This is a genomic window from Paraburkholderia sp. DHOC27 (assembly GCF_003429005.1).
Classification (GTDB): Bacteria; Pseudomonadota; Gammaproteobacteria; order Burkholderiales; family Burkholderiaceae; genus Paraburkholderia.
In genome coordinates, this window is sequence record NZ_QVQV01000001.1 from 311,408 (window position 1) to 327,073 (window position 15,666).

General features: G+C 62.2%; 13 protein-coding genes. 8 read left to right on the forward strand and 5 right to left on the reverse strand.

Annotated features, from left to right (window positions below):
* Positions 1-62: 62 nt before the first annotated feature.
* Positions 63-458 carry a GFA family protein gene (locus D0B32_RS01345; protein ID WP_259294848.1) on the reverse strand — a complete coding sequence of 132 codons (396 nt, stop codon included), beginning with the start codon at positions 456-458 and terminating at the stop codon, positions 63-65.
* A 224-nt stretch (positions 459-682) separates the two neighbouring features.
* Between D0B32_RS01345 and D0B32_RS01350 the strand changes: the two genes are divergently transcribed.
* The 5 genes from D0B32_RS01350 (at position 683) to D0B32_RS01370 (ending at position 4,682) form a co-directional block, all read left to right on the forward strand.
* Positions 683-1,249 (forward strand): thioredoxin family protein, encoded by a 567-nt coding sequence (locus tag D0B32_RS01350; protein ID WP_117333409.1) that lies wholly within the window; start codon positions 683-685, stop codon positions 1,247-1,249.
* A gap of 63 nt (positions 1,250-1,312) precedes the next feature.
* The gene (locus tag D0B32_RS01355; RefSeq protein WP_117331882.1) at positions 1,313-1,633 is read left to right on the forward strand and encodes a pyrimidine/purine nucleoside phosphorylase; all 321 of its coding nucleotides are present in this window, start codon (positions 1,313-1,315) and stop codon (positions 1,631-1,633) included.
* A gap of 102 nt (positions 1,634-1,735) precedes the next feature.
* The gene (locus D0B32_RS01360; RefSeq protein WP_117331883.1) at positions 1,736-2,041 is read left to right on the forward strand and encodes a HigA family addiction module antitoxin; all 306 of its coding nucleotides are present in this window, start codon (positions 1,736-1,738) and stop codon (positions 2,039-2,041) included.
* Positions 2,042-2,309: 268 nt separating this feature from the next.
* Positions 2,310-3,578 (forward strand): MFS transporter, encoded by a 1,269-nt coding sequence (locus tag D0B32_RS01365; RefSeq protein WP_117331884.1) that lies wholly within the window; start codon positions 2,310-2,312, stop codon positions 3,576-3,578.
* Positions 3,579-3,686: 108 nt separating this feature from the next.
* Positions 3,687-4,682 (forward strand): aldo/keto reductase, encoded by a 996-nt coding sequence (locus tag D0B32_RS01370; protein ID WP_117331885.1) that lies wholly within the window; start codon positions 3,687-3,689, stop codon positions 4,680-4,682.
* Positions 4,683-4,763: 81 nt separating this feature from the next.
* On the opposite strand, the gene D0B32_RS01375 is transcribed toward D0B32_RS01370, so the two are convergent.
* From D0B32_RS01375 to D0B32_RS01390, 4 genes are all read right to left on the reverse strand, one after another.
* On the reverse strand, positions 4,764-5,585 hold the full coding sequence (locus tag D0B32_RS01375; protein WP_259294919.1) for an ROK family protein: 822 nt from the start codon (positions 5,583-5,585) through the stop codon (positions 4,764-4,766).
* A 211-nt stretch (positions 5,586-5,796) separates the two neighbouring features.
* On the reverse strand, positions 5,797-7,392 hold the full coding sequence (gene zwf, locus D0B32_RS01380; RefSeq protein WP_117331886.1) for a glucose-6-phosphate dehydrogenase: 1,596 nt from the start codon (positions 7,390-7,392) through the stop codon (positions 5,797-5,799).
* A 174-nt stretch (positions 7,393-7,566) separates the two neighbouring features.
* Complete coding sequence (locus D0B32_RS01385; protein ID WP_259294849.1) at positions 7,567-10,287, reverse strand: MGH1-like glycoside hydrolase domain-containing protein; 2,721 nt, start codon at positions 10,285-10,287, stop codon at positions 7,567-7,569.
* A gap of 182 nt (positions 10,288-10,469) precedes the next feature.
* Positions 10,470-12,437, reverse strand: a complete 1,968-nt coding sequence (locus D0B32_RS01390) for an amylo-alpha-1,6-glucosidase (RefSeq protein ID WP_117331887.1) — start codon at positions 12,435-12,437, stop codon at positions 10,470-10,472.
* A gap of 228 nt (positions 12,438-12,665) precedes the next feature.
* Here D0B32_RS01390 and D0B32_RS01395 point away from each other — a divergent pair, with 228 nt between their 5' ends.
* From D0B32_RS01395 to D0B32_RS01405, 3 genes are all read left to right on the forward strand, one after another.
* Positions 12,666-13,067 (forward strand): hypothetical protein, encoded by a 402-nt coding sequence (locus tag D0B32_RS01395; RefSeq protein WP_117331888.1) that lies wholly within the window; start codon positions 12,666-12,668, stop codon positions 13,065-13,067.
* A gap of 87 nt (positions 13,068-13,154) precedes the next feature.
* Complete coding sequence (locus D0B32_RS01400; protein ID WP_117331889.1) at positions 13,155-15,290, forward strand: phosphocholine-specific phospholipase C; 2,136 nt, start codon at positions 13,155-13,157, stop codon at positions 15,288-15,290.
* A gap of 96 nt (positions 15,291-15,386) precedes the next feature.
* Positions 15,387-15,653, forward strand: coding sequence for a cupin domain-containing protein (locus D0B32_RS01405; protein ID WP_117331890.1), 267 nt, complete (start codon positions 15,387-15,389; stop codon positions 15,651-15,653).
* Positions 15,654-15,666: the final 13 nt, after the last annotated feature.

The window sequence follows — 15,666 nt, forward strand, 5'->3', positions numbered from 1 at the left end:
GGGGTGCGCCAGCTCCGCTGCAAGTCCACCCGCCACGAAGGCGAGAATCGCCATCAACCGTCTCATGCATCCTCCACGACGGATGAACTGGCGCCATTGGCCACGCCGGCCTCCAGCGTATACGGGTCGATACCTTCCAGGCAACCAATGTTGGCGCGCCACATGCGCGGATCCGTGCGCGTCTGATGGAACGGATAAATACCGCAGTGCTTGCAGAAGTAGTGCTTCGCCGTGCGCGTATTGAACTGATACAGCGTGAGCGATTCCTCGCCGCTCAGAATCTTCAGCTCGGCGGCCGCGAAGGCCGGCGTCATGAGCGCGCCCTTGCGGCGGCACAAGCTGCAGTTGCAGCGCGTTGCGGGAACCAGCGCGGTGTGGACTTCGAATGTCACGCTGCCACAGTGGCAGGAACCGCGCAGCAAAGCCGCATTTTCCAGCTGGGTCGTTTCAGTACTCACGGTGCACTCCGCAATAGCAATGGCTGCTTTATAGATCACTATGCGCGAGGCTTTGTATCGCAATGTATCTATCGCTTCCCCTGACACAAAACATTGCACCCGCCCCGCCACGCCGACACAAGCCAGATACGAACGGACGTTTCAATACAGCCATGCCCGCTAGCGGCACGCCTTGCGTGCAGGTGGCGCTCCGTTTCTTGTTTTTCCTTCCACAGGACGCTGAAATGTTCTCCCGACTCAAACTCGCCACCACCGTGGCCGCGCTGGCCGGCTTCGCCGCGCTTGCTGCGCTCGCCACCAACCCGGCGGTAAGTTCCGCCGTCACACCCGATGCCATCCAGCCCGGCGATCACAGCCTCGCGCCGGAATTCACCGGCATCGACAAATGGCTCAATAGCGAGCCGCTCACCATGCAGCAATTGCGCGGCAAGGTGGTGCTGGTGGATTTCTGGACCTACACGTGCATCAACTGCATTCACGTGCTGCCTTACGTGACATCCTGGAACCAGAAGTACAAGGATCAGGGGCTGGTGGTGGTGGGCGTGCACACACCCGAGTATCCGTTCGAACGCAACACGGATAACGTCAAGGCTGCCATCAAGCACTTCGGCATCACATACCCTGTCGCACAGGACAACAGCAATGCCACCTGGAACGCCTACGACAACCAGTATTGGCCCGCGTTTTACCTGATCAACAAGAAAGGTCAGGTGGTTTATACGCACTTCGGCGAAGGCGACTACGACGAGACCGAAGCGAAGATCAAGGCGCTGCTGGCGGAGAACGGCTGATCTGGCGCAGCCTGTATCATGGCGGCCTCGCAATCAATCACGACTATCAGGAGGAAGACCGCCATGACCGCCGCCACTCAATTCGATCAGGTTTCCGTTGTCAAACGCGCCAACGTCTACTTCGACGGCAAGTGTGTTTCGCACACCGTGCTGTTTGCCGACGGCACGCGCAAAACGCTCGGCGTGATTCTGCCCGGCACGCTCAATTTCGGCACCGACGCGCCGGAATTGATGGAAGTGCAGGCCGGCCAATGCCGCATCCGTCTCGACGGCAGCGACGAATGGAAAACCTACAGCGCGGGCGATTCGTTTTCGGTGCCAGGCAAGAGCCGCTTCGATATCGACGTGATCGAAACGCTCGACTACGTGTGCAGCTACCTGTAACGACAAATGCACTGCGCACCATGAAGCGCACCCTTTGCGCGCTTGGTGACAACTAGCGCTTGTCAGTTGACGAACCTGCCATTCGCCGATATTGTTCGGCTCATGGCAGATTCAGACTTCATTCATCCAGGCATCACCGTCAGGCAGAACTGCCTCGAGCGGTTCAACCTCACCGTTACCGAGGGCGCGCAGGCGCTCGGCGTCAGCCGTCAGGCGCTGACCAACCTGTTGAGTGGCAAGGCCGGCATCTCGCCCGAAATGGCCTTGCGGCTCGACAAGGCATTCGGCGGTGGCGCTGAAACCTGGTTGCAAAGACAGTTGCTTCACGATCTCGCCAAGGCACGCCTGCGGCTCGACGAACTCAATGTCGTTTCCGTGGTGTCCGCGCAGCAGCCTGCATTGTTTTAGGCGTCGGAGGTCTAGCGCCTGGTCCCGTCCGCTGCACCCGCATTACTAGCATCACCCGCAACATCTGAAGTAGCGGTCCCAATCTGTTAGCAAAGTTGCCTCGAACTCGCGAACCGTCGTGGGTTCGCCTTGTTTCGTCCTTATTTTCGCCCTGATTTCTTAGCATCACTAATTTTTTATTCGACCCGGCTCGAAGGGCGTTTTGCGCCCTGCTGATCTGCAACCGGTCGCCATAGAACCTGCTGTCTCCTCTACGCCGAGTGTGAGCATGCTGAACGATCATCGTCGTTTCTATACGTTTCTCGCTGGGAGCTTTTGCGCGAGCATTGGCGGGTGGATCAACTTCCTCGCCATTCTGAACCTTGCCACGTACCGCTTCGACGCGCGGCCCTTCGATCTCGTCGTGCTGAGCGCGGCCTTGCTCGTGCCGCCCATCCTGCTGACGCGCGTGATCAGCAAGGTATGCGAACGTCACGCGAGTACACGTGTGCTCGTTTCGGCCCTGGCGCTGACGCTGCTCACGACCGCCGCGTTGCTGTGGATCGGCAACTTCCCCGCTTTTCTCGCGGTGGTCGCGCTCAAGTCGGCGGCACTCGGATTCACGGATCCCGCGGAGACAACCTACGTCACCTCGTGCATCGAAGATGCGCAGCAAAGCCGGGCCTTCCGGCTGCTGAATCTGGCGCAGAGCATGGCCAAAATCTGCGCGCCCGCCGCCGGCGGACTGGTGGCCGCATGGGCCGGTGACAATCAAACGGTGCAGGTGTCGCTCGTGTTCATCGCCGTGGCAATCGTGCTGATCGCGGCGTCCAATGTGCGGGGACGAGGTGCATGGGCACGTGGCGCGTCGACAACGCAAGCCGCGTCCGCAGAGGCCAACCAACCTGCAAACCCACGCGCCACCTTCACCGGCGCGATCGTCCCGCTATTGCTCTGCGTGGGCACTTCCTTCGCGCTGGGCGCCGCCGTCAACAACCAGTTTCCGTTGATGCTGCGCAACCAGGGCTTCGCCAAATCCGTGCTCGGCACGGTCGTGTCGTGTTCCGCACTTGGCGGCGTGCTCGGTAGTCTGTTGCCGACGGGACGCAGCGCGCGTCGCACAGAACTGGGCGCGTTGCTTTTCCCGGCGCTCGTGACGTCCGGTGTATTCGTCGCCATAGGCGGCATCTTCCGCTTGCCGCTGTGGCCAGGTGAATGCCTGCTGGCACTGGCTTTCTTCATGACGGGACTTGTCGGCGCACGTTTTCGCATTGCATGCCGCCTGTTCATTGCCGAGCGGCTCGCGGATCAGGTTGCCAGCGCCAGCGCGGCGATGCAATCCACTGGCATGTTCATGCAATTCGTCGCGCCCTGCTTCGGCGCCTTGCTAAGCAGCCTGCTTTCGACAAGCGCAGTGTTCGTCGTGCTGGGCACGCTGTCTGCAGTTAGCCTGGCAGCGGTCGCCCTGCGGTATGGCCTGCGTCGCGATGCAGATTCCGTTGAGCCCGCAACGTCCCCGGTACGCGCCGATCCAGCTACTGCCGTGGTGTCCGACTAGAGCACATCATGCGTCCTGTCACGCGTGAGGAGGCCGACGTGCTGCGTCGATCCGCGCTATGCTTTCCGTTCGATACGCCCGGCATCTTCATCTCACGCGGAGTCCATCATGCAATACCGCAAGTTCGGCCGCACCGGCCTCACTGTTTCCCGCCTGTGTCTCGGCACGATGACATTTGGCTTGCAGACCGAAGAAAGCGTTTCACATCGCATCCTCGATAAGGCCGTCGAAGCCGGCGTGAATTTCATCGACACCGCCGACGTTTATCCGCTCGGCGGCGGCGAAGAACATGCGGGACGTACCGAGGAAATCGTCGGACGCTGGATGAAAGGCAAGCGCGACCGCTTCATCGTAGCGACCAAGGCGGTGGGGAAAGTCGGGCCGTCGTCGTGGGACCAGGGTGCGTCGCGCAAACACCTGCTCGATGCCATCGACGCGTCATTGCGGCGCCTCGACACCGATTACGTCGATCTGTACCAGTTGCACTCCGACGATCGCGACACGCCGCTCGACGAAACCCTCGAAGCGCTCGACGTCATCGTTCGCTCGGGCAAGGCGCGTTACATCGGCGTGTCGAACTTTCTGGCCTATCGGCTTGCGCGTGCATTGGGACGTGCGGATGTGCTGCGCGTGGCCCGCTTCGTGTCCGTGCAGCCGCGCTACAACCTGCTATTCCGCCAGATCGAGCGCGAACTCCTGCCGCTCGTGGACGAAGAACAACTCGCCGTGATTCCGTACAACCCGCTTGCGGGCGGTCTGCTGACCGGCAAGCATCGGCACGACATCAAGCCGGATTCCGGGCGCTTCACGGCCAGCGTGGGCTCGGCAGGCAAGACGTATCAGGATCGCTACTGGCATGAGCGTGAGTTCGAAACGATCGACAAGCTGAATGCGATCGCCAAACAATCCGGCACGCCGCTGACGAAACTGTCGCTCGCATGGGTGCTGGCGAACCCGCTGGTTACGTCCGCGATCATCGGCGCGAGCCATCCGGATCAACTGACGGACACGCTCAGCACGATTGATTTCAAACTGGACGAAGAGCTAAAGACGCAACTCGACGATACGACCGTCGAATATCGATGGGGGGATGCGTTGCGATAACGCTCGATTAACAGCGATCAACGCGCGCCTCAGAAAAGAAGGGTTCGCCTCAACCGCGAACCCTTCCTTTATTGACTCACATCATTCGAACGCACCCGTACGCTGCGTCGCCTCCGGCAACTGCCGCGTTTCGCGCAGCGAGCGCGGATGCCACAGCCGCGCGCCGCCTTCGATCCCCGCATCGTTCGATACGGTCTTGACGTTATCCGGCAGCTTGAACGTGAGACGCGCGGCATTGCCGCCGCCGATCCACAGCTTGTCGTAGTTCACGAGCGAGGCCAGAATGCCGATCACCTTTTCGACGCGCTTGTTCCAGCGTTTGTTGCCCGCCTTCATGCGCGCGGCGTCGCCAATGTACTCGTCGTATGCGTGATTCTTGCTGACCGGGTGATGCGCGAGTTCGAGGTGCGGCATCAGTTCGCCGTCGCGAAAGAGCGCGGTGCCCGCGCCCGTGCCGAGCGTCAGCACGAATTCGATACCGTGTCCTTCGATGGCCGCGAAACCCTGCACTTCCGCGTCGTTGATCATGCGCACCGGCAAGCCGCCGAGGCGCGTTGCCAGCGACTCGGCAATCGGTACGTCATGCCAGCCTTCGATGCCGAAGTGCGGCGCCGTCAGCACACGGTTATTGCGGACCACGCCAGGAAAGCCGATGGAAATGCGCGTGGCCGGATGCTCCGCCATGAGCGGCTCGACCAGCTTCACGAGTTCGTCCACCAGTTGATCCGGCGTGCACGGATGCGGTGTAGCCACGCGCAACCGCTCCGTCAACATCTTGCCGTTGCCGTCGATGACAGCCGCCTTCAGGCCCGTGCCGCCCACGTCGACGGCAAGAATCCGCTCTGCGCCGCCGGAATGGCCCGCGCGTTTGGCGCTGGGCTTGGTGACGGACTTGTTGGCCAACTGCGTGGCCAGCTTGCCGGTCACTTTCTTGGCCGCCTTCGCTGAATCAGCGGCCGCCTTTGCGCCCGACTTCGCAACCGTCGCCGCGCTTCGTTTCGGGCCCGCTTTTGTTGCGCTCTTCACAGTGCTTTTGCGTGTCGCCACGTTGGTCCCCTTTTCATGTGCCGGTATACCGGTGATGGAGTGATTCGGTGTCCCGATGACCCAGGTTCTACTTCTTGTCCGCGTCGCGTTGCAAAGGCCGCCAGGTGTGGCCGTCGCGCGCCAGCAGGGCATCCGCTTCAGCCGGGCCCTCGCTGCCCGCCGGATAGCCATGCACCGGCACCGGATCGCCCTTCGGATGCAGCACGTCGTCCACGGCGGCCCAGCTCGTCTCGATGCTGTCGGCACGCTGGAACAGCGTCTCGTCGCCGAGCATGCAATCGTAAAGCAGCGTTTCGTAGCCCACGTTCGGGCTCTCTGCGAAAAAATCGTTGTAGTTGAAGGCGGACTGCACCGCGCCGATCTGCATCACGGGGCCGGGCGTCTTCACGTTGAAATCGAAACTGGTGCCGTGCGTCGGATCGATACGCAGGGTCAGCACGTTGGGCGTCAAGGCATCCACGGGCGTATCGCGGAACATGCGGAACGGCACCGCCTTGAGTTGCACGGCAATTTCCGTGCGGCGCGCGGCCAGGCGCTTGCCGGTGCGCAGATAAAACGGCACGCCGGCCCAGCGCCAGTTTTCGATAAACACGCGCGCAGCAGCGTACGTCTCGGTCTTGCTGTCCGGCGCCACGTTCGGCTCCTGACGATAGCCCTGTCCCGCCGGCCCCTTCTCGTACTGACCGAACACCACGTCATCCATCTTTAGCGGCTGGATGGCATCGAAGATATCGGCCTTCTTGTCGCGCACGGCTTTGGCATCGAAGGAATTGGGCGGCTCCATGGCCACCATGCCCAGCAACTGGAACAGGTGATTCGGCAGCATGTCGCGAAACGCGCCGGTCTGTTCGTAGAACCCGCCGCGCCCTTCCACGCCGAGCGTTTCCGCCGCCGTGATCTGCACGCTTTCGATGTACTCGCGCCGCCATACCGGCTCGAACAACGCATTGGCGAAGCGCACCGCCATGATGCTTTGCACCGTGTCCTTGCCGAGGAAGTGGTCGATGCGATAGATCTGCTCTTCGTTCGCATACGTGAGGATGTGTTCGTTCAGATCGCGCGCCGAAGCCAGGTCCGTGCCGAACGGCTTCTCGATCACCAGCCGGCGAAAGCCCTTGCCGTCCTCGCCCTCTTTCAGCAAACCGGACTTGCCGAGGTGCTCGGAGATCGGCTTGAAGAAGCGCGACGTCACTGCGAGATAGAACACCACGTTGCCGTCCGGCGTGTTCTCCAGTTTTTGCTTGAGTTTCGAAAACGTGTCCTCGCTCTCGAACTCGCCCGCCATGTATTCGAGGCGCTGCGCGAGCGAGTCCCACGCTTTCTCATCGAGCTTGGCGGTGTGGAAGGTGCTGGCCTTGTCGGCGGCGAATTGCTGCAATGCCTTGGAGAGATCGTCGCGCCACGCGCTGGTTTCCTGCTCGCCATGATTCACGCCGATGATCTTCATCTGCGGATCGAGCAGGCCGTCCACGGTCAGGTTGTAGAGCGCCGGCATCAGCAGACGCTTGGTGAGGTCGCCCCCTGCGCCGAAGATAACCAGCGTGCACGGCGGCGCGGGCCGCTTGCCCGCCGGCGCGGACGACGCAGACGACGCGGGCGCCGTGGGATGGGAATCCAGCTTGGTGCTGGCGGAGGAATCGGGTGCGTTCGGGTTGGTCGGCATGGGGTTCACTTTGCTGGAAGAACGAAAGAAAACTAACGGACGCCAATGGAACGACGTGGCACTACATAAAAGACCAGGCCCGCCGCCGCACAGTTCAAAAACAGTCGCGAATCGTCGGGATGCAGGGATTCTGTAATGCGCCGATGCGCAGCCACAAACAGCCACAAGCAGCCGCTACTTCGTCGCGAGCGCCGCTTCGGTTTCGTCCGTCGCGGGCACCACGCCTGTTTCACCCAGCACGCGTGGCTGCAGCAACAGCGCCACGAGTCCGGTCCAGCCGGTCTGATGAGACGCCCCTACGCCACGGCCCGAATCGCCGTGGAAATACTCATGGAACAGCACGAGATCGCGCGAACGCGGGTCCGCCTGCAGTTGCGGATACGCGCCCATCACTGGACGTTCGCCATTGCTGTCCTTCAGGAACAGCGTGGTCGCGCGTTGCCCGAGGCGGTCGGCAATTTCGCTGAGCGAAAAGTGTTCGCCGGAGCCAGTGGGATACTCCACGCGGAAATCATCGCCGTAATAGCGGTGAAATTCATAGAGCGATTCGATCAATAGATAATTGACCGGCATCCAGATCGGCCCGCGCCAGTTCGAATTGCCGCCGAACACACGCGAATCCGACTCGGCCGGCAGGTACTTAACCGTAAAGCTGTCGCCGTTGTGATGGAACACGAACGGCTCATCCAGATGCACGCGTGAGAGTGCGCGGATGCCATGATCGGAAAGAAATTCTGCCTCGTCGAGGGCACGCCGCAACAATGCCTTCATGCGATGCCCACGCAGCAGCGAGAGCAACAGGTTATTGCCCTTGCCCGGTTCGTTCCAGCGCGACACCAGCTTGGCGAGATCGGGGCGATGCTCGAGGAACCACGTGAGCCGATGACGCAATCCGGGCAGCGAATCATGCAGGCGCTCTTCGAGCACATGCACCGCAAAAAGCGGAATGAGCCCGACAATGGAGCGCAAACGCATCGGCACGTTCGAGCCATCCGGCAGGCGCAGCTTGTCGTAGAAGAACTCGTCGGGCGTATCCCACAGGCCGGTTTCGCAACCGTCGTCGCAACTCACGGCCTCCGCGATGTACAGGAAGTGCTCGAAGAACTTCACGGCGATATCCACGAACACGTGATTGTCGAACGCGAGTTCCAGCGCAATACGCATGAGGTCGAGCGCATAGGCCGCCATCCACGCGGTGCCGTCGGCCTGGTCGATATGGCCGCCGGTGGGCAATGGCGACGAGCGGTCGAAGATGCCAATGTTGTCCAGCCCGAGGAAACCGCCCTGGAAAATGTTGTGGCCGTCGGCGTCCTTGCGGTTCACCCACCACGAGAAATTCAGCAGCAGCTTGTGGAACACCAGTTCCAGGAAATCGCGGTCGCCCTTGCCCGTGAGCGCGCGATCGATTTCATAGACGCGCCACGCCGCCCACGCATGCACCGGCGGATTGGCGTCGCTGAACGCCCACTCATACGCGGGCAATTGACCATTGGGATGCTGATAGCGGTCCTTCACCAGCAGCAGCAATTGACGCTTGGCGAACTCCGGATCGATCAGCGCGAACGCGGCCGCGTGGAAGGCCAGGTCCCATGACGCGTACCACGGGTATTCCCACTTATCGGGCATCGACACGATGTCCGCATTGCACAGATGGCGCCAATCCGCGTTGCGCCCCTGCTTGCGGCTCGCGGCCGGCGTCGGCTGGGCGGGGTCGCCGTCCATCCAGCGATGCACGTCGAACTGGTAGTACTGCTTCGACCACAGCATGCCGGCGAGCGCCTGACGCTGCACGAGCCGCGCGTCGGGGTCGGGCATGTCGTGTTGCAACGCCGCATAGAATGCATCGGCTTCAGCGATGCGGCGCGTGAACAATGCCTCCGCATCCAGCGGCACTTCGTCCGGTGCGGAGCCCGGATGCCAGCGCAGATAAACCACTGCGCGCCCATATGCTTCGAGTTCCAGCGCCACGTGTGCGCCTGCCTTACTGCCAGAATCGTGCCGAATGGCGTCCGCGTCACCGCGCACGAGGTAATCGTCGAAGCCGTCCTTGAACGGCCCTTCGCCGTCCATATTGAAGAGGCGCTTGACGTTGGTGTCGTTTTCGCAGAACAGCCATTCCACTGACGGCGCGTCGTCGGACCACGCGGTTACGATGATCGGGTCATGCCCGTGCTGGGTGCCCACCAGATGCGGCCTGCGATCCATCCGCAGCTTGAGGGACGGCCGGTCCTTGCAGGCATTCCACGACCATGTATTGCGCGCCCAGATCTGCGGCAACACGTCAATGGACGCCGCACGGTCCGCACGATTTTCGACGGTGACGCGCATCACGATGTCTTCGGGCGTGTGCTTCGCGTATTCGACCTGCACATCGAAATAGCGGTCGTCGTCGAACACGCCGGTATCGAGCACCTCGTACTCAGGCATCTCGGCGCTGCGCCGCGCGTTCTCCTGGACCAGATCGTCATACGGATAGGCAGCGTGCGGATACTTGTACAGCATCCGCATATAAGAATGCGTGGGCGTGCCGTCGACGTAAAAGTACAGCTCCTTGACGTCCTCGCCGTGATTGCCCTGCGAGTTGGTGAGGCCGAACAGGCGTTCCTTGAGAATGGGATCGTTGCGATTCCACAGCGCCAGCGACACGCACCAGCTGAGCTTGTCGTCGCCAAACCCAGCAATGCCGTCTTCGCCCCAGCGATACGCACGGCTGCGGGCATGGTCATGCGGGAAGTAGTCCCAGGCAGTGCCGTTGGGACTGTAGTCCTCGCGCACCGTGCCCCACTGGCGCTCGCTCAGATAAGGGCCCCAGCGTTGCCAGCGCGCGCATTCGCACGAGTGCAGGCGGGTCGCTTCTACGGTTGCGAGCAGTTTCGCGGCACGCAGCGTCGGCATGGAGGGCCCTTCCTTCGAAGCTTGACGATCGGACTGACATCCTAGCGCGTTTTGCCGGGGGGTGGCACTGGCGTGCGCAAGGTTGAGTTCTTCAGTCGTTCGCTGCGCGGTAACGTTCGCCGTGCAAGTATTGGCCCTGGTTTGTTAACCTTCACCTATGAGCTTCGCCGCGTGACCGCCTCTCACGCGTTGGCCAGCATGCGTTTCACGCGCAGCAGTTCACCGAGCGACCACGCCTGAAACGGCGTGCCACCCGGCGTGTGCGGCGCGTCGCCGTCCGCGACTTCGGAAACATGGTCGAGACCCGCGTGATCCAGATGCTCCACGAGCGGCGCAAGAAAGCGCGTGCGAGCCTGGGCACGCGCGCCGGCATCCGGTTGATGCACGCGCAACCACGCTTCAACGAACGGACCGATCAGCCACGGCCACACAGTGCCCTGATGATAGGCGCCGTCGCGCTCCACTTGACCGCCGCCATAGCGGCCGCGATACGCGGGATCGGAAGGCGCGAGCGTGCGCAAGCCAAGCGGCGTGAGCAGATGCGTTTCGACCTGTTCGACCACTGCGCGCGCAGCCGCACCATTGAGCAGAGGAAACGGCAAGCCGCCCACCGCAAAAATCTGGTTAGGACGGATAGATCGATCCACGGTGCCGGGCACATGATCCACGTCGACGTTGTCGAACAGCGCCCCGCTCTGTGGATCGACGAAACGCGCAACGAACGCGTTCGACGCACGCTCTCCCACCTCTTGCCATTGCGGATTCCACGCCGCGGCGATGCGCAAGGCGTTGATCCACAGCGCCTGTATTTCCACCGGCTTGCCAATGCGCGGCGTGACCACCCAGTCGCCGACTTTCGCGTCCATCCACGTGAGTTGCACGCCGGGCACCCCGGCGCTCAGCAAACCGTCGTCGTCGGCGCGAATCCCGAAACGCGTACCCTGCGAATAGCCGCTCAAAATGGCTTCGACGGCCTGCTGCAAACGCGTACGGGTGGCATCGCTGGCGTGCTCGGCGGCCAGATAGTCGTGCACGGCAATGACGAACCACAGCGACGCATCGACGGAGTTGTACTCCGGCGTGTCGCCGTAATCGGGGAACCGGTTGGGCAGCATGCCTTCGGAAATCGTCGTGGACCATTCGAGCAGAATTGCTTCCGCGGCCTCGTGCCGTCCGGAGGCCAGCAGCAAACCCCGCATGGCGATAAACGTATCGCGACCCCAATCCGTGAACCACGGAAAGCCGGCCACCAGCGTACGGCCCTGATCACGCGCGACGAGGTAAGCGTCGGCGGAGCGATGCAGGCGGGAAGCAAAGGTGGTGCGGCGCGTATATTCGGTGTCCGCAAGAAATCTGGCGCGCTCGACGGCGGGTGTCGTATGCGTTGACGGACCCGCACTCAGGATCATCAACGCTTCGCGCTTTGCCAGATCGAAGCTGAACACGCCGGGCGTCGCGAGGTCCTCGCTGAAATCGAGCCCCCGTTCGCGTTCCCGCACGTAGCAGAAGTTTCGAAACCAGTCGGGCGCATGCGTGTACTGCCCGTTCGTGGCAGCGTGAATGCGCGGCACGTCGCCATACGGCTGCCAGCTCACTTGCGCGTTTTCGTCGCCGTTGGCGTGACCCGCATCGAACGTCGCGTCAAAGTTGAACGCGTGATTCTCGTGATGCAGCGCATGATAATCGCGGCCCGACAGCAAGGGACGCACTTTCAACGTATAGGCGCGTGACGCCACATCGCCACTGCTGCCCCGCGCCACGTGCCAGCGCAGTACGGTCTCGCCGGTGGCCTTGGCGACGAACAGTTCGGCAGTCAGCACCGTGTTGTCGTCGAGCTGGAAACGCCAGGTGGGCCAGGGCGTGGTGTCGAATTCGAGCAGGCTCGCGCTGATGTCCGGGTACACCACATCGGGCACATAGCGCTGCATCGTCAACGGATAGCGTTGACCGTTCGCCTCCACCCAGGCTTCGATGCCGTTGACCAGCACCACGCGGCCACCTGGCGGGCGCGTCGCCGACAGCAGCAGCGCGTGATAGCGGCGCGTCCGTGAAGTGCCGGCCGTGCCCGAGGCGAAGCCGCCGAAGCCATCGGCTTCGAGCCACTCGTCTTCGAGACGGGCGGGATCGAAAGGGTGTTCGATGCGTGTCATTGACGTGTCTTTGATTTACCCGCTATTCCGACGGCCTTGATCTTAGCGTTTTTGCTCGCGAGGCTGCGCTGAAAGCGACATTTTTGCTGCGCTTTTATTTCCATTTTCTTTCGAATGGCAAACGATTGCGCATGGCATTTTTTGCCACCGCAAACGTTTCAAACTCTTTCATCATATTTTCTTGAAGTGACCCGAGACTGCACCCGCTACCCGAAAAAGGATGCAGACATGAGACGACACTTCAATGCGCTCACCGCCGCGTTCGTTGCCCTTTCGAGCATGGCGCTAAGCGCCTGTGGTCCCGACGATGGACCATCGGCCACATCGGCCAGCGCCGATCAGAACAACACCACCAGCGCGGCCGCGCAGTCCGGCAGACCGACCGGAACATCCCTCAGCGCGCCAGCCGCTCCGCAATTAGCCGCTCAATCCGCCGCTCCGTCAAGCACACCACCCACGGTTCCTGCGCTTGCATTTGGCGCGTCGGCCACACCGGGCGCGACCGCTGACGCCGCCCCGGACACCGCCGTGCAAAGCGTGGAAGCGAGCCTCGTGGCGGACAGCCAGCAAGTCCCGCCGGTGATGCATTTCGCGCCGGGCGACAGCGATCAGAACAGCAGCCGCAATTAGCAGTACGAGCATTACGAGCCCTACGAGCAGTGCGTTAGCCGTGGCGCGAGATGCGCCGATCTTCCTCCCCGCAGAAGGTGATAACCCATGACCTCAAACAGCCGTCGCCGTTTCCTGCAGACCGTTGCCTCATCCGCCGGTGCAGCCGCCGCACTGGCCGCGTTTCCCGAATCGATCCGCAATGCGCTGGCCGTGCCGGCCAATTCGCGCACCGGCACGATTCAGGATATCGAACACATCGTCGTATTCATGCAGGAGAACCGCTCGTTCGACCACTACTTCGGCCATCTGCGCGGCGTACGTGGTTACAACGACCGCTTCCCGATTCCGTTGCCCGGTGGCCAGCAACCGGTGTGGTATCAGCCGTCGAAGGAAAACGCTGCGCAACCCGTGCTGCCGTTCCACCTGAACACGCAGACGACCAGCGCGCAGTGTGTCGGCGATCTCGATCACTCGTGGTACCCCACGCACTACGCGATCAACAACGGCGCGTACAACCAGTGGCCGCAGAACAAGACTGATATGACGATGGGCTACTACCTGCGTAGCGACATTCCGTTTCACTACGCGCTGGCCGATGCCTTCACCGTCTGCGACAACTATTTCTGCTCGCTGGCCGGCCCGACCCACCCGAACCGCGCCTATCTGATGACCGGCATGGTGGACCCGAGCGGCACGATGGGCGGCCCGCTGCTGGACAACAACGATTACGTGGACGGCGACGGCCCGCCCAAGTACGCGCTGCTGTCGTGGCAGACGTACCCCGAGCGTCTGCAGGCCGCGGGCATCTCGTGGCAGGTGTATCAGCAGGGCGTGAACGGCGACGATCCGCTGAACGGCAATTACGGCACCAACATCCTGCAGAATTTCGTCAACTTCATCGACGCGCAACCCGGTTCCGCACTCTATGAGCGCGCGCAGACGGCGCGCACGCTCGTCGATCTGAAGAACGACGTGCTCGCCGGTAATCTGCCGCAGGTTTCGTGGCTGCTGCCGCCGGCCGCTTACTCGGAACACCCGAGCTACACACCGGCATATGGCGCGGAATACACGTCGCAGATTCTCGACGCGTTGACCTCGAACCCGGAGGTGTGGAGCAAGACCGTGCTGTTCATCATGTACGACGAGAACGACGGCTTCTTCGATCACATTGTGCCGCCGCAACCGGCCACGACGCCGGCGCAGGGCAAATCCACGGTGAGCGTCGAGGGCGAGATTCACAACGTGGTGAATCCGCTGCGTGGCGGCACGTACACCGCTGACGGCCTGCCGTTTGGCCTCGGACCGCGCGTACCGATGACGGTCGTCTCGCCGTGGACCAAAGGCGGCTTCGTCTGCTCGCAGGTGTTCGATCACACCTCGGTGATCCGTTTCATCGAGCAGCGTTTCGGCGTGAACGAACCGAACATCACGGCATGGCGCCGCGCGGTGTGCGGCGACCTGACCAGCGCGTTCGATTTCCGCACGCCGGACGTCAAGATGCCGCCGCTGCCGGATACCAGCAACTACATCAACATGGCCAACAACCAATGTGCCGTGAACCCGGCGCCGGTCGTCCCGACCACGCCCGAGCCGTTCGCTCCGCAGGAGCCGGGCATTCGTTTCGCACGCGCACTGCCGTATGAACTGCACGTGAACGGTCACGTGGATGTCACGCGCAATTCGTTTTCCCTCACGCTCGCGAACACCGGCACGCAGGGCGCGCACTTTTACGTGTACGCCACTAACCGCACGGATGGTCCGTGGCGCTATACGGTTGAAGCGGGCAAATCATTGGACGACACCTTCGATCTCACGACAACGAGCGGCGTCTACACGTTCGAGGTGTTCGGTCCCAACGGCTTCGTGCGCAAGTTCACGGGCAATACCGCGCAAACGCAAACCCAGGGGAAAAACAGCAAGCCGTCGCTGCCCGAGGTCACGACGCACTACGACGTCGCCAACGGCAACGTGTATCTGAAGTTCACCAACAAGGGCCACGGCCTTGCACGTCTGACGGTGAACGACAACGCGTACGGTGCGCGGCCGCGTCAGGTGCCGGTGCCGGCGGGAGCCGAGGTCGAGGAGGCGTGGGTGCTGGCGTCGAGCCATCACTGGTACGACCTGACCGTCAGCAGCCAGGAAGATCCGAGCTTCGCGCGACGGCTGGCCGGTCACGTCGAAAACGGCCGGCCGAGCATTAGCGATCCGGCCGCCGTGGAGCCGACCTTGACGGTGAGCTGAAGTCTCGAAGGTCGAGCCGCGCACCGGTTCGCGCCAGCACGAAGGCAAATGGCTGGGTATGATCGGTGTGCGGCGGTTTAGACCCTGGAGACACGAATGGATCGGGAAGCGTTTGTCGCTCAGCTTGAACAGGAAGGATTCGCCGAAGTCGTCACCGTGGACCGTGAGCCGAGCGGTGCGCTCGACACGCATGAGCATCCCTTCGAAGCGAAGGCGCTCATCGTCGACGGCGAGATGCACATTCGCGTCGGCGATGAAGAGCGGTTCTACCAGGTGGGCGACGTGTTTTATCTGGCCGCCCATCTCGCGCATTCGGAACGGTACGGCCCGAATGGCGTGCGCTATCTGGTGGGGAGAAAGTGACGGGCGTGATCGC

Excerpts from the sequence above, each read along its gene's own strand:
- zwf (WP_117331886.1), bottom strand. The coding sequence starts at position 7,392 with ATGCCGACCAACCCGAACGCACCCGATTCCTCCGCCAGCACCAAGCTG.
- D0B32_RS01365 (WP_117331884.1), top strand. The coding sequence starts at position 2,310 with ATGCTGAACGATCATCGTCGTTTCTATACGTTTCTCGCTGGGAGCTTT.
- D0B32_RS01400 (WP_117331889.1), top strand. The coding sequence starts at position 13,155 with ATGACCTCAAACAGCCGTCGCCGTTTCCTGCAGACCGTTGCCTCATCC.
- D0B32_RS01355 (WP_117331882.1), top strand. The coding sequence starts at position 1,313 with ATGACCGCCGCCACTCAATTCGATCAGGTTTCCGTTGTCAAACGCGCC.
- D0B32_RS01390 (WP_117331887.1), bottom strand. The coding sequence starts at position 12,437 with ATGACACGCATCGAACACCCTTTCGATCCCGCCCGTCTCGAAGACGAG.
- D0B32_RS01350 (WP_117333409.1), top strand. The coding sequence starts at position 683 with ATGTTCTCCCGACTCAAACTCGCCACCACCGTGGCCGCGCTGGCCGGC.
- D0B32_RS01385 (WP_259294849.1), bottom strand. The coding sequence starts at position 10,287 with ATGCCGACGCTGCGTGCCGCGAAACTGCTCGCAACCGTAGAAGCGACC.
- D0B32_RS01370 (WP_117331885.1), top strand. The coding sequence starts at position 3,687 with ATGCAATACCGCAAGTTCGGCCGCACCGGCCTCACTGTTTCCCGCCTG.
- D0B32_RS01360 (WP_117331883.1), top strand. The coding sequence starts at position 1,736 with ATGGCAGATTCAGACTTCATTCATCCAGGCATCACCGTCAGGCAGAAC.
- D0B32_RS01405 (WP_117331890.1), top strand. The coding sequence starts at position 15,387 with ATGGATCGGGAAGCGTTTGTCGCTCAGCTTGAACAGGAAGGATTCGCC.
- D0B32_RS01395 (WP_117331888.1), top strand. The coding sequence starts at position 12,666 with ATGAGACGACACTTCAATGCGCTCACCGCCGCGTTCGTTGCCCTTTCG.